13 protein-coding genes and 1 pseudogene are annotated in these 20,054 nt (G+C 72.8%); 7 read left to right on the top strand and 7 right to left on the bottom strand.

All coding sequences use genetic code 11. The features are described from left to right. Position 1: 1 nt before the first annotated feature. From WFJ01_RS00495 to WFJ01_RS00480, 4 genes and pseudogenes are all read right to left on the bottom strand, one after another. Positions 2–1,684 carry a molybdopterin-dependent oxidoreductase gene (locus tag WFJ01_RS00495; protein ID WP_336627878.1) on the bottom strand — a complete coding sequence of 561 codons (1,683 nt, stop codon included), beginning with the start codon at positions 1,682–1,684 and terminating at the stop codon, positions 2–4. A gap of 69 nt (positions 1,685–1,753) precedes the next feature. Beyond that, entirely contained in the window at positions 1,754–3,016 is a 1,263-nt protein-coding gene (locus tag WFJ01_RS00490; RefSeq protein ID WP_336627877.1) for a multidrug effflux MFS transporter, read from the bottom strand. 290 nt (positions 3,017–3,306) lie between these two features. Then, a pseudogene (locus WFJ01_RS00485) lies at positions 3,307–4,644 on the bottom strand (MFS transporter); the annotation flags it as partial. Between the two features lie 5 nt (positions 4,645–4,649). After that, positions 4,650–5,096 carry a MarR family winged helix-turn-helix transcriptional regulator gene (locus WFJ01_RS00480; protein ID WP_251442452.1) on the bottom strand — a complete coding sequence of 149 codons (447 nt, stop codon included), beginning with the start codon at positions 5,094–5,096 and terminating at the stop codon, positions 4,650–4,652. Positions 5,097–5,255: 159 nt separating this feature from the next. Between WFJ01_RS00480 and WFJ01_RS00475 the strand changes: the two genes are divergently transcribed. From WFJ01_RS00475 to WFJ01_RS00460, 4 genes are all read left to right on the top strand, one after another. Next, positions 5,256–6,017: a copper homeostasis protein CutC gene (locus WFJ01_RS00475; RefSeq protein WP_336627876.1), complete on the top strand. Its 762-nt coding sequence runs from the start codon at positions 5,256–5,258 to the stop codon at positions 6,015–6,017. A 71-nt stretch (positions 6,018–6,088) separates the two neighbouring features. After that, complete coding sequence (locus tag WFJ01_RS00470) at positions 6,089–6,958, top strand: alpha/beta fold hydrolase (protein ID WP_292887562.1); 870 nt, start codon at positions 6,089–6,091, stop codon at positions 6,956–6,958. 193 nt (positions 6,959–7,151) lie between these two features. Continuing rightward, positions 7,152–8,201 carry a lipoate--protein ligase family protein gene (locus tag WFJ01_RS00465; protein WP_251442441.1) on the top strand — a complete coding sequence of 350 codons (1,050 nt, stop codon included), beginning with the start codon at positions 7,152–7,154 and terminating at the stop codon, positions 8,199–8,201. Positions 8,202–8,521: 320 nt separating this feature from the next. After that, positions 8,522–9,466, top strand: coding sequence for a DNA-methyltransferase (locus WFJ01_RS00460; RefSeq protein ID WP_336627875.1), 945 nt, complete (start codon positions 8,522–8,524; stop codon positions 9,464–9,466). Positions 9,467–9,831: 365 nt separating this feature from the next. On the opposite strand, the gene WFJ01_RS00455 is transcribed toward WFJ01_RS00460, so the two are convergent. Further along, the gene (locus WFJ01_RS00455) at positions 9,832–10,701 is read right to left on the bottom strand and encodes a LysR family transcriptional regulator (RefSeq protein WP_336627874.1); all 870 of its coding nucleotides are present in this window, start codon (positions 10,699–10,701) and stop codon (positions 9,832–9,834) included. Positions 10,702–11,085: 384 nt separating this feature from the next. Here WFJ01_RS00455 and WFJ01_RS00450 point away from each other — a divergent pair, with 384 nt between their 5' ends. Continuing rightward, positions 11,086–14,562: a bifunctional proline dehydrogenase/L-glutamate gamma-semialdehyde dehydrogenase gene (locus WFJ01_RS00450; RefSeq protein ID WP_336627873.1), complete on the top strand. Its 3,477-nt coding sequence runs from the start codon at positions 11,086–11,088 to the stop codon at positions 14,560–14,562. 189 nt (positions 14,563–14,751) lie between these two features. Here WFJ01_RS00450 and WFJ01_RS00445 read toward each other — a convergent pair whose 3' ends face one another. Together WFJ01_RS00445 and WFJ01_RS00440 are read right to left on the bottom strand one after the other, a co-directional pair. After that, positions 14,752–16,227, bottom strand: a complete 1,476-nt coding sequence (locus tag WFJ01_RS00445; protein WP_336627872.1) for a carboxylesterase/lipase family protein — start codon at positions 16,225–16,227, stop codon at positions 14,752–14,754. 136 nt (positions 16,228–16,363) lie between these two features. After that, complete coding sequence (locus tag WFJ01_RS00440) at positions 16,364–16,930, bottom strand: TetR/AcrR family transcriptional regulator (protein WP_251447997.1); 567 nt, start codon at positions 16,928–16,930, stop codon at positions 16,364–16,366. Positions 16,931–17,094: 164 nt separating this feature from the next. Here WFJ01_RS00440 and WFJ01_RS00435 point away from each other — a divergent pair, with 164 nt between their 5' ends. Both WFJ01_RS00435 and WFJ01_RS00430 read left to right on the top strand, forming a co-directional pair. Then, a complete protein-coding gene (locus WFJ01_RS00435; protein WP_336627871.1) occupies positions 17,095–18,402 on the top strand; it encodes an MFS transporter in 1,308 nt (435 codons plus the stop codon). A 76-nt stretch (positions 18,403–18,478) separates the two neighbouring features. Beyond that, entirely contained in the window at positions 18,479–20,020 is a 1,542-nt protein-coding gene (locus tag WFJ01_RS00430; RefSeq protein WP_336627870.1) for a carboxylesterase/lipase family protein, read from the top strand. Positions 20,021–20,054: the final 34 nt, after the last annotated feature.

Raw genomic sequence — 20,054 nt, 5'->3', positions numbered from 1 at the left:
CTCAGGCGTTCACCGAGACGTCGATCGTGTGCCAGCCGGTCGCGCCGTCGGGAGCCGGGGGAGCGACATCCGCGGTCTGCACCGTGCCGTCCGCACCCGTCGCCCGGCAGCGGAGGGTGTGCTGTCCTGCGGTCGCGGCCCACGGGAGGCGCCACTGCACCCAGGTGTCGGCCGAGATGGCGGGCGCGAGCTCGGCGCGCTGCCACGGACCGTCGTCGATCTGCACCTCGACGGCGGAGACGCCGGCGTGCGGCTGCCAGGCGACGCCGGCGATCACGGTGTCCCCGGCCCGGAGCGCGCGGCCGGACTTCGGCACGTCGATGCGCGATTCGAGCTTGACGGGGCCGCGCGCCGACCAGCCGCGAGCGGTCCAGTACGCCGTGGCGCGGTCGAATCGGGTGACCTCGAGATCGGTGACCCACTTCGTCGCCGAGACGTAGCCGTACAGCCCGGGCACCACCATGCGCACCGGGAACCCGTGCTCGATCGGCAGCGGCCGGCCGTTCATGCCGATGGCGAGCAGCGCGTTCCGGTCGTCGGTCAGGGCCTCGATCGGGGTGCCCGCCGTGAAGCCGTCGACCGAGGTGGACAGCACCATGTCGGCGTCGGCGGCGGGCTGCGCCTTCGCGAGCAGCTCGCGGATCGGGTAGCCGAGCCACACGGCGTTGCCGATGAGGTCGCCGCCGACGTCGTTCGACACGCACGACAGGGTCGCCGCCGCTTCGACGAGCGGCAGCGCGAGCAGCTCGTCCCAGGTGAGCGTGACCTCGTGCGCGACGAGGCCGTGGATGCGCAGCCGCCACTGCGCCGGATCCACCTGCGGCACGACGAGGGCGGTGTCGATGCGGTAGAAGTCGGCGTTCGGCGTGATCAGCGGGCTGATCCCGTCGACCTTCAGGGCGGCGCCGGCGGGGATCGGCGCGGCGGCCACGGCCGGCGTCGGCAGGCGGAGCGCCGTGCGCACGGCGGTCACGGCGACGGATCCGGCCCGGCCCGCCGTCGCCGCGACCGTCGCGAGGACCCCGACCGCGGCGGCCCCGGCGGTCCAGGCGAGGAAGCGCCGGCGGGTGGGACCGTCCGCTGCCGGGGCGGTGGGCCGCGGGGCGGTGGGCGGCGGGGCTGCTGACGGCGGGGCGGAGGACCGCGGGGCTGCTGACGGCGGGGCGGTGGACCGCGAGACCGAACCTGCGTCCCGAGACAGCGGTTCTGTCGCGCGGTCTCGGGACGCGGTCTCGGTCTCGCGGTCGGGGAGCCGTCGCACGAGGGCGCGCACGACGAGTGCGGCGACGATGCCGGCCACCAGTGCGGGCAGCCAGGACAGCGGGGCGGCGTCGGCGCGCAGCGGGGCGAGCACCGCGACGGCGGCACCCAGCACCAGGAATCCGGCGACCCCGACCCCGCGGAAGCGTCGCTGCAGGAGCCCGAGGGCGCCGGCGGCGGCGAGCAGCACGAGGGCGATCCCGGTGAGCAGAGCCGCCTTGTCCCCGGTGCCGAACCACGCGATCGCCGTGTCCTTCGCCCACGCGGGCGCGCCGTCGATGAGGAACCCGCCGACGACGGCGAACGGACTCGACGACGGCGCGAGCAGCGTCGCGGCGAGCTCGCCGGCGCCGATGCCGAGCAGAGCCGCCGCGACGCCGGCCGCGGCAGCCGGCAGTCTGTCGCGCGACGCGGATCCGGTCATGTCCTCAGCGTAGGAACCCTCGCGGCGCACGGCTCGGGAAGATCACGGATTCGTAAGAAGTTCGCGGCATCAGCTTCGCGCACGCGTGATGCGTCCGGTCGCGGCGAGCAGCACGAGCGCGGACGCGAAAGCGATCAGCATCGTCGCGCCCATGAGCGCGGCCGACACCCCGGTCCCTGACAGCAGCGGCGGCAGGAGCGCACCCAGCAGGGCGGCGAGCGTGCCGAGCACGGCCGAGGCGGATCCGGCTCCGCGCGTGATGCGGGACAGGGCGAGCGCGGTCAGCGTGGGGTTGTTCACGCCGTGCAGGCCGACGAGCACGAAGAGCGGCGCGAGCAGCCAGGGCAGCGGGCTGTGCAGCAGGGCGCTCAGCAGGACGGCCGCGGCCGCCGTGGTGCCGATCGAGAGCGAGGTCAGCACGATGCGGCGGCCGTCGATGCGGTGCTCGCCGGCGGTCCCCGCGGCTGCGCCCCCGAGGGTGCGCGCGGGGCGCGGAGGGCGACGCGCGAGGCGGCGGCTGATCCACGCGCCGAGCACGATGCCCGCGGAGTTCATCGCGAAGATGAGCGCGAAGCCCTGCGCGTCGACGCCGTACTGGTTCTGCAGGACGAACGAGGACATCTGCAGATAGGCGAAGAATCCGGCCGAGGCCAGGCCCAGGGTGAGAGCGAACACCAGGAACGGCCCGTTGCCGAGGGCCGCGCCGATCCCGCGCAGATCGTTGCCGAGCCCGCCCGTGGTCCGCTCGGCGAGCGGGTGCGTCTCGGGCACGTACAGCGCCGCGGTGAGCAGCAGCAGGGCGCCGATCACGCCCAGGGCGACGAAGAGGCCGCGCCAGTCGGTGAACGTCAGCAGCGCGCCGCCGAGCAGCGGCGCGAGCACCGGCGCCGCCCCAGAGATCGCCGTGAGCGTGGCGAACCCGGCCGTCGCCGCGGGGCCCTTGAACACGTCGTGCACGACCGCGCGGGCGATCGCCATCCCGGCGGCGCCGCAGAGCCCCTGCAGCAGGCGGACCAGGATGAGCAGCTCGATCGACGGCGAGAACGCGCACGCGATCGAGGCGACCGCGAACCCGCCGACGGCCCAGAGCAGCGGCAGGCGGCGTCCGTAGCGGTCGCTGATCGGGCCCCACAGCAGCTGGCCGAGGGCGAGCCCGATCAGGCAGGCGCTCATCGTCACCTGCGCGAGCGCCTCGGTCGTGTGCAGGTCGCGGCCGAGCTGGGGGAGCGCCGGGATGTACAGGTCCATCGAGAGCGGCCCGAACGCCGAGAGCGCGCCGAGCGCGGGCAGCAGCGAACGGCGGGCGCGGGCCTCCTCGGCGGCGCCGCTCACGCGCCGTCGCCCGATCCGGTGCGCGGCGGCTCGGGCGCGCGGTCGGACCGCGGGTCTTCGGCGAGTGGCGCTTCGGCGCGCGGGGCTTCTGCGCGCGTGGGCTCGGTGCGCGGCGCTTCGGCCCGCGGCGCTTCGGTGCGCGGCGGCTCGGTCGCGCGGTTGAAGCGCGGGTCTTCGGCGCGCGGCGCTTCGGCCCGCGCGGACTCGGCCCGCGGGGCTTCTGCGCGCGCGGGCTCAGTGCGCGGGTTCTCCGCATACGGGGGCTCCGCACGCGGGGGCTCCGTGAGTGGGGCTTCGGTGCGCGGCGCCTCCGGCTCCGTGCGGATGGGCGTGCTCGCGCTGGTGATCGGCGGGGTCACCGCGCGCTGCATGGCCTCGACGACCCGCACGGGACGGGTCTCGTCCAGCGACAGCAGGAACCGCGCGTCCTCCCGGCGGTGCAGCCGGCCCGAATGCATCATCCACCCCGCGCCGATCGCGAAGGCCGCGAGGCCGGCGGCGCCGCCCACGGAGATCGCCGCGCGCGGTCCGAACGCGTCGGCGACCCAGCCGGCGATGGGGGCGCCGATCGGGGTCGCGCCCATCACGACCGCCATGTAGAGCGCGAGCACCCGGCCGCGCAGGGCGGGATCCGTGGTGGTCTGCACGTACCCGTTCGCGGTGGTGAGCATGGTGACCGTGGAGAAGCCGACGAAGACGAGGGTGATCGCGTAGGAGACGTACGTCGGCATCTGCGCCGACACGAGCGACGCGACGCCGAAACCGCCGGCCGCGAGCATGAGCACCCGCACCCTCGCCCGGTCGCGGCGCGCAGCCAGCAGCGCGCCGGTGAGGGATCCGATCGCGAGCACCGAACTCAGCACGCCGTAGCCGTCAGCCTGCTTGTGGAACTCCAGCGCCATGGTCGACGCGAAGATCGGGAAGTTCATGCCGAAGGCGCCGATGAGGAACACCATCACGAACACGACCATGAGATCCGGCCTGCTGCGCACATAGCGCAGGCCCACCATGAGCCCTCCGGCACGGGGGTTCTTCGGGCGGGGCATCAGCTCGCGGGTGCGGATGAGCATCAGGGCGACGATCATCGCCAGGAACGTCGCCGCGTTCGCGACGAACACCCAGCCGGATCCGAGGGCGACGATCGCGAGTCCGCCGACGGCCGGACCGATCAGCCGGGCCATGTTGAAGGATGCGGAGTTCAGCGCCACGGCGTTCGAGGCGTTCTCCATCGAGACCATGTCGGAGACGAAGGCCTGCCGAGCGGGGGCGTCGAACGCGTTCGCGACGCCGAAGCACGCCGCGAAGACGAGCATGAGCGGCAGCGTCATCACGTGCGTGAGCAGCAGGCCCGCCACGCACAGCGCGAGCACCATGAGCGTCGTCTGCGTGACGAGCAGGATGCGCCGCCGGTCGAAGCGGTCGGCCACGCGGCCGGTGAGGCCGACGAGCACGAGGGGTGGCCCGAACTGCAGGGCCATCGTGGCGCCCATGGCCGTGGCGTCGTTGTGCGTGAGCTCGGTCAGCACCACCCAGTCCTGGGCGGTGGACTGCATCCACCCGCCGATGTTGGAGACGATCGCCCCGAAGAACCAGATCCGGTAGTTGAACGCCCCGAACGAGCGGAACATCTGGCTCACAGCTCGGCCAGCTTCCGCATCAGGATGCTGGCTTCGTGCAGCACGCCCAGCTCGTCCTCGGTGAGATCGAGCTCCGTGATCTCGGCCATGATCAGCTGCGTGCGCCGCTCGAAGGTCTCGGCCACGACGCTCTCGCCTGCGGGAGTGATCTCGACGTGCACGCGCCGGCGATCCTGGTCGTCGGGGATCCGCACCGCGTACCCGTGTTCCTCGAGGCCGGTGACGAGCGCGCTCATGGTCGGCGCCGTGACGCGCTCGCGGTCGGCGAGGGCGGTCAGGGAGTGCCTGCCGTGGGCGCGGAGTGCGGCGAGCACGGCGAGCTGGGCGTCACTCATCGCGGCGTTGCGGCTGTCCACGGCGCGCACGGAGCGCAGGCGGCGGGCGAGCCGGAACGTGGCGAGACGCAGTTCGGTCGCGGTCTCGTGAAGTCTCTCGGCATCCATTGCTTAGATAGCCTAACTAAGTATTCCCCCTCGTGGGCTCGGACCGGGGGAGCGCTCGCCGGATCCGGGTCGAATGCGGGGATCCGATGTTCCGAAAGATGCCGAACAAATCGCGGCGCGTCCGTTCCGCTCGTGCGGTCCGCCCGTGACAATGGACGAATGCCCCTCGCGCTCGAAGTCGCCGTCCAGGATGCCGCCGGAGTGCGCGTCGCCCGCGAGATCGGCGCTCGCCGCGTCGAGCTGACGCAGGGGCTCGCACTCGGCGGTCTGACGCCCTCGCCGGCGACGCTCGAGCTCGCGGTCGAGGAGGCGGCGCACGGCGGTCCCGAGGTGCACGTGCTCGTGCGTCCGAGAGCCGGCGGGTTCCACTACGACGCGGACGAGATCGCGACCGCCGTGCGCGACGTGCGGTGGATGCTCGCCCACGGCGCGACCGGCGTCGTGATCGGCGCGCAGGCGGCCGATGGGGAGCTCGACGTCGACGCCCTGGCGCGGCTGCGGGATGCGGCCCGCGACGTGCGCGCCGAGGCGGCGGTCACCCTGCATCGGGCCATCGACGTGACCCCGGATCCGCTGGCGGGCCTCCGGCACGCGGTCTCCCTGGGCCTCAACCGGGTGCTGACCTCGGGCGGCGCCTCGGCCGCGCAGGATGGAGCGGACCTGCTGCGCGCCCTGGTCGCGACCGCCGGCGGCCGCATCGAGGTGATGGCCGGCAGCGGCATCACCGCGGCGAACGCGGCGGAGATCGCGGCGACCGGCGTCGATGCGCTGCACTTCTCCGCCAAGCGCACGGTCGCGGCCTCGGGATCCGTGCGGATGGGATCCGCGGCCGACGACGGAGGCGGCCACGAGGTGACCGACCTCGAGGAGGCCCGCGCCGTCTGCGCCGCGCTCGGCCTCGGAGCGCCTCAGCGGCTCTGACCGCGGGGCTCGGGCCGCGTCATCTGCGGACCCGATGCGGCGTGCGGCAGCCGGATCCGTAGACTCGGGGCATGGCTGAGTCCCGCACCGCCGAGTTCATCGACGCACACGGCATCGCGATCGTCTACGACGTCCACCCCGCCGCCTCCGGCGTCACCCCACGGGGAGTCGTGCAGCTGCTGCACGGCGTCGGCGAGCACGCGGGCCGCTACGGGGCGGTGATCGCCGAGCTCACGGCGGCCGGCTTCACGGTCTATGCCGATGACCATCGCGGCCATGGGCGCACGGGCATGAAGCAGCACGGCGACGCGGCGAAGCTGGGGCGGCTCGGCCCCGGCGGCATGCGCGCGGTCGTGGCCGACGAATGGCAGCTGACCGAGCTCATCCGTGCGGAGAACCCCGGGCTGCCGCTCGTGCTGCTCGGTCACTCCTGGGGATCCTTCCTCGCCCAGATGGTGCTCAACGCGCATCCCGACGCCTACGACGCGGTGATCCTCACCGGATCCGCCCACCGCACCCCGACCGACCTCAACTCGATGCCGCTGAACGCGCGGTGGAAGGGGCCGGACGCCCACGGGCTCGAGTGGCTCACGCGCGACCCGGCGGTGTGGGAGGCGTTCCGCGCCGATCCGCTGACGACCGAGGTGCCGCTGCTGAAGCTGTTCGGGCCGATCGAGGCCGCGCGGCTGTACGGACGGCCCGGCAAGGACTTCCCGAAAGACGTGCCCGTGCTGCTCATGGTCGGCCGCGACGACCCGGTCGGCGGGCCGCGCAGCGTGCACCGTCTCGCCGACGACTACCGCAACCGGTCGGGGCTCACCGATGTGACGACGCTCGTCTACCCCGATGCGCGCCACGAGATCTTCAACGAGCTGCAGCAGGCCGAGGTGCGCGCCGACCTGCTCGCCTGGCTCGACAAGCACGTGCCGCCGCGCGACTGAGGCAGATCCCCACCCGGGCTCTTCTGCAGGGACCTTCGGCGTTCTGCAGGGGCGTCGCCCGGAAATCCTCGCCGTTCCGTGGGTCGAGACTCGGTCTCGGCCGTCCGGCCCTGCACAACGCCTCGGCCTCCCTGCAGAACGGCCGGAGCTCCGGCACGCCGCCGCTCGCCGTGCCGCCGCGTAGGCTGGACCGGTGCACGGTGAGTACAAGGTTCCTGGCGGCAAGCTCGTCGTCGTCGACTTCGAGGTGACGGACGGCGCGATCGCCGGCTTCCGGCTGGCGGGCGACTTCTTCCTCGAGCCGGACGACGCGCTCGACGACATCAACGCCGCCGTCACCGGCCTGCCCGTGGAGACCGACGCCTCGGCCATCGCCGCCGCGGTGCGTGCGGCGCTCCCCGAGGGGGCGCAGCTGCTGGGCCTCACGCCCGAGGCCGTGGGCACCGCCGTCCGCCGCGCCCTGGTGACCGCGCCCGGCTGGCGCGACTTCGACTGGGAGATCCTGCACGAGAAGGCGGTCTCCCCGCGCATGAACCTCGCGCTCGACGAGGTGCTCACCACCCGCGTCGGCGAAGGCCGGCGCCGTCCGACACTGCGGATCTGGGAGTGGGACGAGTCCGCGGTCGTGATCGGATCCTTCCAGTCCTACCGCAACGAGGTGGATCCGGAAGGGGCTGCGAAGCACGGCTTCGACGTCGTGCGCCGGATCTCCGGCGGCGGCGCGATGATGATGGCCGCCGGCCAGATCATCACCTACTCGCTCTACGTGCCCGCGTCGCTCGTGCAGGGGATGACCTTCGCCGACTCCTACGCGTTCCTCGACGACTGGGTGCTGCAGGCCCTGCGCTCGCTCGGCATCGACGCCGTCTACCAGCCGCTCAACGACATCGCCGGCCCCAGCGGCAAGATCGGCGGCGCCGCGCAGAAGCGGCTGGCCAACGGCGGAGTGCTGCACCACGCCACGCTCTCGTACGACATCGACGGCCAGATGATGACCGAGGTGCTGCGCATCGGACGCGAGAAGCTCAGCGACAAGGGCACGGCGTCGGCGGCCAAGCGGGTTGATCCGCTGCGCAGTCAGACCGGTCTCAGTCGCGCCGAGATCATCGAGCGCTTCAAGGGCACGTTCCGTTCGCTCACGGGCGCCGAGGACGGCACGATCTCCGCCGACGAGTACGCGGCCGCGGAGGAGCTCGTGCGCACGAAGTTCGCCACCGAGGCGTGGCTGCACCGGGTCCCGTGAGCCCGGCCGCCGAGGGGGGTTCCCCGGGCCGGAAGACGAGGTCGGATCCGGTCGAGGCGGTCGAGGCGCCCGAGGCTGACGAGGCCGCGCCTGGGTCGCGCGGTGCCGCGCCGGGGCCCGTCGTGCCCGCGCCTGGTTCGCCGGGTGCTGCGCCGGGGCCGGGGGCCGCGCCGGGGTCCGTCGAGCCCGCGCCCGGGTCGCCGGGCGCCGCGCCTGGGCCGGGGGCCGAGGCCGCGCCGGGGTCGCCTGGGCCGGGGGCCGCGCGGAGGCCCGTCGAGCCCGCGCCTGCGGCCGCGCCCGGGTCGCCCGGGGCTGCGCCGGTGCCTGGGGTCGTCGAGATCGTGCACGGGGAGGCGCTCGACGTCGCCCGCACCCTTCCGGACTCCGCGTTCACGCTGATCTACCTGGATCCGCCGTTCAACACCGGCCGCACGCAGGAGCGGCACGCCGTCTCGAGCCGTCGTGCCGACCGTCCGGCTGGCACAACGCAGGAGATGCCGGATGCCGGCGATCCTGGATCCGCGGAATTACGCGGGACGAACACCGACGGCACACCGGAGCTCCTGCGTTCTGTACCGGGGCGTGAGGTGAACCACGGCTTCCACGGGCACCGCTACGAGCGCGTGCGCGAGCTGCTGCACGCCTACGACGACCGCTTCGACGACTACGGCGACTTCCTCATGCCGCGGCTCGAGGAGGCCTGGCGGCTGCTCGCCGACGACGGCACGCTGTACCTGCACCTCGACTACCGCGAGGCGCACTACGCCAAGGTCATGCTCGACGCCGTGTTCGGTCGGGACTGCTTCCTGAACGAGATCATCTGGGCCTACGACTACGGCGCCAAGCCGCGCACGCGCTGGCCCACCAAGCACGACACGATCCTCGTCTACGTGAAGACCCCGGGTGCGCACGTGTTCAACGTCGACGACATCGAGCGCGAGCCGTACATGGCGCCGAGCCTGGTCAGCGCCGCCAAACGCGAACGCGGCAAGCTCCCCACCGACGTGTGGTGGCACACGATCGTGCCGACCACGGGGCGGGAGAAGACCGGCTACCCCACGCAGAAGCCGGAGGGGATCCTGCGCCGCATCGTGCAGGCGTCCAGTCGGCCCGGCGATCGGGTGCTGGACCTGTTCGCGGGATCCGGCACCGCGGGCGCCGTCGCCGCGGCGCTCGGCCGCGACGCCCTGCTCGTCGACGTGAGCGCGGAGGCGGTGCACGTGATGCGCCAGCGGATCCCGCACGCGACGGTGCGCGAGGGCTGAGCGGCCCGCTCGCGGGGCTGCGCGCGCTGTCACGATCAGCACACCGTGCGACGATCGGCACACGGATGACGACCGGATCTGTGCCGATCGTCACAGGCTGTGCGGATCGTCGCACGGGTGCAGGGTTCGGGTCCCCGGCTCGGGCTGCGCGCGCGGCTGAGCGGCCCGCTCGCGGGGGAGTGGCACGGGCCCGCGGCGCGCTGAATCACGCGCGCCGCGCCGCGCCGCGCCCCGACCTGGCGTAGGAGTCGCGCCCCGACCCGGCGCCACGACCCGCCGCGCGCTGAATCGCGCGCGCCGCGCCCCGACCCGGCGCCCCGACCCGAACCGGCGCCCGTCCCGGCGGGTCAGCGACGGGGGCGGTGCTAGGCGAACGCGGCGGCCAGGGCAGCGTGGACGGCCGCGATCGCCTCGGACCCGCGTGTCGACTCGCGCACCGCGGTGAACACCTCGCGCACGGGGGATCCGGGGAGGTCGGTCAGCACCACCGGCGGCGGGACATCGCCCCAGATCAGGTCGGGCAGCATCCCGACCGCGTGCCCGGCTTCGATGAGCCGCACGTGCGCGGTCAGGTCGGCCGCCTCGAAGCGCACGTCGGGCTCGAATCCGGCCGCGCGGCACTGCTGCACCGCCCATTGCCGCGCGGCGGATCCGACCGGCTCCATGACCCAGGGCCGGTCTCGCAGCAGCGCGAGGGGGAGGGGGTCCTCGCCCGGAGGGAGCACGAGCCGGATCGGATCCTCGCCGATCAGCTCGTGCACGTTGCCGGCGTGACGCTCCCGGGTGTGGCCCGGGTACTGCTCCGCGATGACGAGGTCGAAGCGGCGCGCGGTCAGCTCGAACAGGCCCTCCTCGGGCGGCGCCTCGGTCATCTCGATGCGTAGATGCGGGTGCGTCGCGGCGACGGCGGTGAGCGCGGCGGGCACGATCGTCTCGGCGGCGGTCGGCATGGCGCTGATCCGGACGGCCTCCGCGGGCGCCTGGGCGAGCAGCTGCCGGGCCTGCTCGTCGAGCTCGAGCGCGCGGGCGGCGTGCGCGGCGAGGACCCGGCCCTCGGCGGTCAGCCGGATCCGCCGTCCGTCCGGTTCGAGCAGGGGGACGCCCGCCTCCCGCTCCAACAGGGCGAGCTGCTGCGAGACCGTGGACGGGCTGTACGCGAGTGAGTGCGCGACCTCGGCGATCGTGCCGCGCAGCGCGAACTCGTGCAGCAGCCGCAGCCTCCGCAGTTCGAACATGGCGGCCCCCTTCCGCGCGCGTCTCCGCGGCGCCGTTGCGCCCGATGATCGTCCGCGAAACCGAACCTGCGTCACGAGACCGACGGGGAGATCGGCGGTCTCGGAACGGAAGTTCGGTCTCGCGGGCAGTGCGGGCAAATCATTCGTTAGAACCGAATGATACCCGGCGTGAATGATCGCTTTTCCTGCAGGGAGATCGGATCCATGCTGGGAGCAGCCCCGCGCGCGTGCGCGATCGACCTGCGCGCGTGCGCGACACCCCGCCACAGCACCGAATCACCGCCACGGCGCCGAACCCCCGCCAGGGCACCGAACCCCCGCCACGGCACCGAACCACCGCCACAGCACCGAACCCCCGCCACAGCAACGAACCCCCGAGGAACCATGACCGCGAACGAAAGCCCCGTCGGCACCGCAGCCGGCATCGACGATCTCTCCGCCCTCGCCGACGACGCCGTCGCCCTCGTCAGGAAGTGGCTCGTGGAGAGCCGCGAGGTGCCCGTCGATGCGGCCGGTCAGCGTCTCGCCGGCGTGCTGCGCGACCCCAACGGCCTCGACTTCACGGTGGGCTTCGTCGACGGCGTCGTGCGCCCGGAGGACCTCAAGGTCGCCGCCGCCAAGCTCACCGAGCTCGTCCCGCTGACCCCCGGCTTCCTGCCCGCCCCGATGAAGGGCGCGATCGGTCTCGGCGGATTCGCCGCCGGCATGGTCCCCGGCATCGTCGTGCCCGCCGCCCGCACCGTGCTGCGCCAGATGGTGCGCCACCTCATCGTCGACGCCCGCGACGAGAAGCTCGGCAAGGCCATCGCGCACATCCGCGACACCCAGGGCGTGAAACTCAACATCAACCTGCTCGGCGAGGCGATCCTCGGCCGCGAAGAGGCCGCTCGCCGCCTGGAGGGCACCCGCCGTCTGCTCGAGCGCGACGACGTCGACTACGTCTCGATCAAGGTGTCCTCGACCGTCGCCCCGCACAGCCCGTGGGCGTTCGACGCCGCCGTGGCCGACGCCGCCGAGGCGCTCCTGCCGCTCTACCGGATCGCTCTGAAGGGCATGCCAGACGGATCCGCGAAGTTCATCAACCTCGACATGGAGGAGTTCAAGGATCTCGACCTCACGATCGCGGTCTTCACGGACATCCTCGACCGCCCCGAGTTCAAGACCCTCGAGGCGGGCATCGTGCTGCAGGCCTACCTGCCCGACGCCCTCGGCGCCATGATCCGCCTGCAGGAGTGGGCGGCGAAGCGCGTGGCCGACGGCGGGGCGCCGATCAAGGTGCGGGTCGTCAAGGGCGCCAACCTGCCCATGGAGACCGTCGACGCCGAGTCGCACGGCTGGCCGCTCGCCACCTGGTCGACCAAGCAGCAGTCCGACGCCTCGTACAAGGCCGTGCTGGAGTACGCGCTGCGCCCCGAGCACGTGGCCAACCTGCGGATCGGTGTCGCGGGCCACAACCTCTTCGACATCGCCCTGGCGTGGCTGCTGGCCTCGAAGCGCGGCGTGACCGAGGGCATCGAGTTCGAGATGCTGCTCGGCATGGCCTCGGCTCAGGCGCAGGTCGTCAAGCGCACGGTCGGATCCCTGCTGCTCTACACGCCGGTCGTGCACCCGGACGAGTTCGACGTGGCGATCGCGTACCTCATCCGCCGCCTGGAGGAGGGGGCGTCGCAGGAGAACTTCATGTCGGCGGTCTTCGACCTCGACGCGGACCCGAAGCTCTTCGAGCGTGAGAAGGAGCGCTTCCTCGCCTCCGTGCGCTCGGTGCCGACCGAGGTGCCCGGCACGAACCGCGTCCAGGACCGCACCGCGCCGGCCGCCCCCGGTCTCACCGACGGCTTCCTGAACGCCCCCGACACCGACCCGTCTCTCGCGGCGAACCGCGCCTGGGGCGACGCGATCCGCGCCCGCATGGCGGGCTCCGAGCTCGGCAACGCGACCGTGGCGGCGAACACCCTCGCGACCGCCGAGCAGGTCGACGCCGCGATCGCGACCGCGGTCGCCGCGGGCGAGGCCTGGCGTGCGCTCGGCGCCGAGGGACGCGCCGCGATCCTGCACAAGGCCGGCGACGTGCTCGAAGCGCGCCGCGCCGACCTGCTGGAGGTCATGGGATCCGAGGCCGGCAAGGTCATCGAGCAGGGCGACCCCGAAGTCTCCGAGGCGATCGACTTCGCGCACTACTACGCGGAGAGCGCCAAGAAGCTCGCCGACGTCGACGGCGCGACCATGCAGCCCGTGGGCCTGACGGTCGTCACCCCGCCGTGGAACTTCCCGGTCGCGATCCCGGCCGGATCCACCCTCTCCGCCCTGGCGACCGGATCCCCGGTCATCATCAAGCCCGCCCGTCAGGCCCGCCGCTCCGGCGCGGTCATGGTCGAGGCGCTGTGGGAGGCCGGCGTGCCGCGCGAGGTGCTGCAGTACGTGCAGCTCGACGGGCGCGACCTCGGCACGAAGCTCGTGAGCGACCCGGCCGTCGGCCGCGTCATCCTCACCGGCGGCTACGAGACGGCCGAGCTGTTCCGCGGCTTCCGTCAGGACCTGCCGCTGCTCGCCGAGACCAGCGGCAAGAACGCGATCATCGTGACGCCGTCGGCCGACCTCGACCTCGCCGCGAAGGACGTCGCGTACGCCGCGTTCGGTCACGCGGGGCAGAAGTGCTCCGCGGCATCGCTCGTCGTGCTCGTCGGATCCGCCGCGACCTCCGAGCGGTTCCGCCGCCAGCTCGTCGACGCGGTCCGCGCCTACGACGTGGGTTCGCCGGAGGACGGCTCGAACCGCATCGGCCCGCTCATCGGTCCGGCCGAGGGGAAGCTGCTCGGCGCGCTCACCACGCTGCACGCGGGCGAGAGCTGGCTGCTGAAGCCCGAGAAGCTCGACGACGCCGGGCAGCTCTGGCGCCCCGGCATCCGCGACGGCGTGAAGCGCGGATCCGAGTTCCACCGCGTCGAGTACTTCGGCCCGGTGCTCGGCATCATGACCGCCGGCTCCCTCGACGAGGCGATCGACATCGTCAACGACATCGACTATGGACTTACCTCGGGCCTGCACTCCCTGGACGAGGACGAGATCCAGACGTGGCTCGCCGCCATCCAGGCGGGGAACGTCTACGTCAACCGCGGCACCACCGGCGCGATCGTGCAGCGTCAGCCGTTCGGCGGCTGGAAGAAGGCCGCCGTCGGTGCCGGATCCAAGGCCGGGGGCCCGAACTACCTCGTCGGCCTCTCGGAGTGGACCGACGCCCCCGTCGCATCGACGCGCGAGCTCGACGCGCTCGCGACCGGAGCCGTGGGCGCGCTCGCCGCCGCAGGCGACGCGGACGCCGACATCGCGTGGCTGCGCGGCGCGCTGGCCACCGACATCGACGCCTGGGCCGACGAGTTCGGCGTGGTGCGCGACGCCACCGGCCTCGTGACCGAGCAGAACGCGCTGCGCTACCAGGCCGTGCCGGTCACGGTGCGCTTCGAGGGCTCGCGGATCGCCGAGCTGATCCGCGTGGTCGCCGCCGGTCGCCGTGCCCGCGCCCGCGTCACGGTCTCGACGCTCGCTCCGCTGCCCGGCGCCGTGGCCACCTGGCTCGGCACGCAGGACGTCACGGTAGCCACCGAGGACGCGAGCTCCTGGGCCGCGCACGCCCAGCGCCTCGCCGCGCGCGACGGCCGCGTGCGGCTCATCGGCACGGCCGCGGCCGAGACCGCGGCTGCCGTGAACGGCTCGCCGAGCCTCGCGCTGTACGCGAACCCGGTGGTCGCCGCCGGCCGCGTCGAGATCCTGACCTTCCTGCGCGAGCAGGCGGTCTCGGTCACGGCGCACCGCTTCGGCACGCCGCACCGCTACGAGATCCCGCTGCTGGACCCGATCGCCTGATCGGATCCGGCCCGCTCGGGCCTCGCTGAGACTCGGACCCGCCGTCCGCTCCCTGGACGGCGGGTTCGTCGTGTTCGTCGGCTCGCAATTCAGGCTGGAATGCCGATGGACGGCCCGCGGTGCCGGATGGAGACCGCGACGGCGGCTTTCAGCCTGAATTGTGCGCGAGACGAACCCGACGGGTCCTGCTCACGCCAGCGGCAGCGCGCCGTCGTAGGCGGTGGCCGACAGCGCGGGCTCGGCCGGACCGCCGCCGAAGACGCGGGAGAGCCCCGGATCCGTGCGCCACTGCGGCCAGCCCGGGTCGCCGTCCTCGACGAACCGCGTCGCGACGGCATGCATCTCGGTCGCGAGGTGCTGCGGCGGGGTGGGGCCGGCCAGGCGCTCCACGAACGGGTCGTCGAGCACGTCGAACCAGAACGGCACGTCGAGGCAGTGGCATGACCAGCCCTTCGCGGGGGAGACCCAGGCGAAGCGGTAGGCCCAGGTGGGGGCGTCGCCCCTGGCCTGGGCGGCCCGCACCACGAGCGAGCGGAACACCCGGTCCGTCACGAACCGGCCGAGCAGCGCGGGAGTGCCGCGGCGGCGCTGCTCCCGGTTCGCGGCGAGGTAGGCGCGGCGCACGCGGCGATCCCGGCTGAGCAGGGCCAGTGCGAAGGCCGCCGGCACGAACCGCAGCACCCCGGGGGCCCGGTCCAGGGTCATCGTGAACTCGTCGTCCGTCGCGCCGAGCAGCAGCGGCTTGCCGGCGCCGATCCCTGCCTGCAGCGCCTCGACAGCGGGGCGCGGGAGGATGTCGCCGTCGATCACGGGGCCCCAGGGCAGGCCCTCGGCGAGCGGGGCGAGCAGGGCCTTGAGCCGGGTCGCGCCGAGCAGGGCCGCCTTCGGCTGCGCGCGCTGCAGGGTGCGCTCGGGTACGGTGCGGAAGCCGTCGGCGTCGGGCGCGCAGCCGAGCAGCACGCCCAGCGCCCTGGTGCGCCGCGATGCCAGATCCGGGGCGATGTCGGCGAGCGCGGGGGAGAAGGCCATCGCCGCGTGGAACAGGTGCTGCGCGCGCTCCAGCCCGAGGAGGGTGAGCACGGCCCCGCCGCCGGCCGACTGCCCGGCGATCGTCACGCGCGACGGATCCCCGCCGAAGGCCGCGATGTTGCGCTGCACCCACTCCAGGCCTGCGATCCAGTCCAGCACCCCGCGGTTGGCGGGGGCGCCGTCCATCAGCCCGAAGCCGTCGAAGCCCAGTCGGTACGAGAGCGACACGGTCACCACGCCGTCGCGGTTGAAGGCGGCGCCGTCGTACCAGGGGCTCGCCGGGGAGCCGTCGACGTAGCCGCCGCCGTGGATCCACACCATGACCGGCAGCGCGCCGTCGAGCGCCGGGGTGAAGACGTTGACGTTGAGCGTCGCGGCGCCGGGGATGCTCGGCTCGGGGATGAGGGTCTCGCCCTTGTCGCCGCGCTGGGCGGTGGGCCCGAAGGTCGTCGCGTCGCGGACGCCGGACCAGGGCTCGGGCGGCTGAGGCGCGGCGAAGCGCCGCTCGCCGACGGGGGCCGCGGCGAACGGGATCCCGAGGAAGGCGGCCGAGGCGCCCGATGTGCCAGGACCGCCCCGCCAGAATCCGCGGACGGTCCCGGCGTCGGTCTGGGCGAGGGGCGCGTCGGCGGTCATCGGATCAGCGTATCCGGCGGTCTCCGGTGCCGAACTCCGTCGATCCGGCCGGCCGCGTCCACCGCGAGACTCCGCGCACCCGGATCGACGGAGTCCGGAACGGGGGGCGAGGACGACCGGACTCGACCTGCCCGGCTCAGGGCTTCAGCAGGGCGAAGAACTGCTCGACGTCGGCGGCCATGTCGATGGTCGGATCCAGCATCCAGGCGTTCTGCAGCCCGTCGGCGAGCGCGTGCCCGGCGCGGATGATCCACTCTGGATCCAGGTCGGCACGGATGCGCCCCTGTGCCTGCGCCTCGAGGAACGCGGAGCGGGCGGCCGCGTGCACGCGCTCGGTGCGCTCGAGGAAGAAGGCGCGCGCAGGGTGGTCGGGGTCGGCGACCTCGGCCTGCACCTGGGTGTAGAGCTGCACGAGACCCGGCACCTCGGGGTTGTGCCGCACGACGGCGAGGAAGGCCTCGACGAAGTCGCGATCGTCGTCGCCCTCGGTGTCGCGCAGATCGCGGGCGCGCAGGATCTCGACGAAGAGCTGCTCCTTGGTGCCGAAGTAGTGCAGCAGGCCCGCCGGGCTGAGGCCCACCGCGTCGGCGATCTCACGGACCGACGCGTTGCGGTAGCCGAGCCGGCCGACGATCTCGAGCGCGGCCTCCAGGATCTCCTCGCGCTTCACGACGCCTTTCGCGTACGCCCCCCGTTTCGCCATGGAGTCAGGATATCCGTCCGTCCCGAAACGCGAACGGCCATCGGCTTATGGGCCCAAACCCTTGCAGTGTTCAGGTTTCGATGTCACAATACGAGTCGGATCCCAATCCCAAACTTTGTTCGGGATTTGGATCCGCCCCGATCCGCTCGACGAGGAGCCATCCCATGACCATCACCCCTCCCGATCCCGCCGCGGAGATCGCCCCGACCGGTCTCATCCGGGCCGCCGCTCCCGCCGCGGGGGAGCCGGCCGCAAGCCCGCCGGCGACCAAGCGGCTGCTGCCCAGCCTGCTCATCGCCTCGATGACCCTGTTCGCCACCTATGGCGGACTCATCGCGATCCTGCTGCCCACGCAGATCCTGCTGCTCGATGAGAAGCACAAGGTCGCCAACCTCGCGATCGTCACCACGACCTCCTTCGTCTTCACCCTGTTCGCGCAGCCGATCGCCGGTGCCCTCAGCGACCGCACCCGTTCGCGGTTCGGACGACGCGTGCCGTGGATGGTGCTCGGCGCGCTGGTGGGCGGCGTCCTGCTGCTCGGCATGGGGTCGCTCGCCGACCTGATGTGGATCACCGTGTTCTGGGTGGTCATCCAGGTCGCGCTGAACTTCCTTCAGGCTCCGCTCACGACCATCACCGCCGACCGGTTCCCGCGGGCGAAGCGCGGCGGAGCGAGCGCCATGATCGGCCTCGGCACGCAGCTCGGCATGACGGTCGGAGTGATGCTCGCGGTCGGTCTCGGAGGGCAGCTGGGGCTCGGCTACTCGGTCTTCGGCGTCGCGGTGATCGTGGTCACCGTCCTCTTCGCGGTGTTCAACAAGGACTGGTCCTCGAAGCACGCGGAGGTCGAGCCGTTCCGCTGGGGCGCGTTCTTCCGGGGCTTCTGGATCAACCCCCGCAAGCACCCCGACTTCTTCTGGGCGTTCACCGGCCGCTTCCTGCTGATCCTCGGCTACTTCGTCGTCTCGGCGTATCAGCTGTACATCCTGACCGACTACATCAGGCTGCCGCTGCAGCAGGCCCAGGGCGCCGTGATGACCCTGACGCTCGTGGCGTTCGTCCCCACGCTGATCGCCATCGCGCTCTCCGGCTGGTGGAGCGACAAGGTGGGACGCCGCAAGGTGTTCATCTACGTCGCCACGGTCGTGATGGCCGTGGGGCTCGCCTTCCCGCTGATCATGCCGAGCATGACCGGCATGATCATCATGAGCATCGTCAACGGCGTCGGCTTCGGTCTCTACATGTCGGTGGATGCCGCGCTCATGACGGAGGTGCTGCCGAACGAGGGCACCTCGGCGGGCAAGGACCTCGGCATCCTCAACGTCGCGACCAACATCCCGCAGGCGCTGAGCGCGCCGATCGCCGCGGTCATCATCGGATCCCTCGGCGGCTATCCGGTGCTGTTCGTCTTCGCGATCGTGTTCGCCGTCCTCGGCGCCGTCGCCATCGCGCCGATCAAGTCCGTGAGATAGGAGCCCGCCCTCCCCGCGGCCGGATCGGATCCGGTCTCGCCGCGGGGAGCCCCCGTCCTGCATGAAAGGAACTCCCATGGAGAACACCCAGACCTCGCCCGCGACGGCGGACGCCGCACTTGCACAGCCCGAGGTGCGGATCGTGGAAGGCGTCGTCCGCGGACGCTGGCGCGACACCACCCCGCCCGGATCCGGCGCCCGCGGAAACCTGCGCTCGGCGGCGTTCCTCGGGATCCCCTTCGCGGAGGCGCCCGTCGGCGAGCTCCGCTTCGCGGCCCCGGTGCCCAAGGCGCCGTGGGAGGGCGTCTTCGACGCCGCGGCGTTCGGCGCGACGGCGCAGCGCGGCGACCCCGGGGTGACGCTCATCCCCGAGCCGAGCGTGGAGGGCGACTCCACGCTCACCGTGAACGTCTACACGCCGACGATCCCGGCCGGAGGCGACGCCGACGGCGCGGGCATGCCCGTGCTCGTCTACATCCATGGCGGCGGCTACTTCGCCGGATCCCCGGCCAGCCCCTGGTACGACGGGCGCAACTTCAACCGCGACGGCGTCGTGACCGTGACCCTCTCGTATCGCCTCGGCTTCGACGGCTTCGGCTGGATCGAGGACGCCCCGTCGAACCGCGGCGTGCGCGACTGGCTGCTGGCCCTCGAGTGGGTGCAGCGCAACATCGGCGCATTCGGCGGCGACCCCGCCCGGGTCACGATCGCCGGGCAGTCCGCCGGCGGCGGCGCGGTGATGACCCTGCTCGGCATGGAGAAGGCGCAGCATCTCTTCCACGGCGTCTACGCGATCTCCGGCGCGCTCGCGGACGTGTCGGCCGCGCGATCGGAGGAGTTCGGCCGCCGTCTGGCCGCCGAGCTCGGCGTCGCCCCGACCCGGGAGGGCCTCGGCGCGCTGAGCGAGGAGCGGATCCTCGAGGTGCAGAAGAAGCTCACCGCGTTCGACGGCGGCGACATGAGCGACGTCGTCGAGAACGGGCTGCCGCTCGGCCCGTCCGTCGACGGCGACCTCATCCTGCGCCCGACGCCCGAGTCGTTCCGCGCCGGAGTCGGATCCGACAAGCCCCTCGTGCTCGGCGCGACGGACGACGAGTTCACCATGGCGATGGCCGGCGCGGAGAAGAAGCTGCGCTGGGTGCCGACGGGCCTGCTGCTCGGCAAGCTCGGCGTGCCGAAGGAGGCGCGCAAGCGCTACCTCGCCGCGAACGCCGATGTGGTGGCGAAGGGCAAGGCGCGCCTCGCTGGACGCGTGCTGACCGACAGGATGTTCCGGGTCGCGATCCTGCGCATCGTCGCCGACCGCGGTGCCGCGCCCACCTGGGTCTACCGGTTCTCGTGGCCGTCCGGCACCTTCGGGTTCGCCGAGCACTGCCTCGACGTGCCGTTCTTCTTCGATTGCCTGGACGGTCCTGCGATGGTGCCGCTGGCCGGCCCGAATCCGCCGCAGGCGCTCGCCGACGAGCTGCACGGGGCCGCGGTCGCGTTCATCGCGAACAGGGATCCGGGGTGGACGCGCCACGACCGCGACGGGAACGCCCGCGTGTTCGACACGCCCTCCCGCGAGCAGCGCGACGCCTACGCCTCGGTACGGCCGCTGTTCACCGCCGGTCGTTGAGCGAGCACGGCCGAAGGCCGCGCGAGACGAAACG

Source organism: Microbacterium sp. MMO-35, from assembly GCF_037147555.1.
In the GTDB taxonomy this organism is placed as follows: Bacteria; Actinomycetota; Actinomycetes; order Actinomycetales; family Microbacteriaceae; genus Microbacterium.
This window is presented reverse-complemented; position numbering and strand designations above follow the sequence as displayed.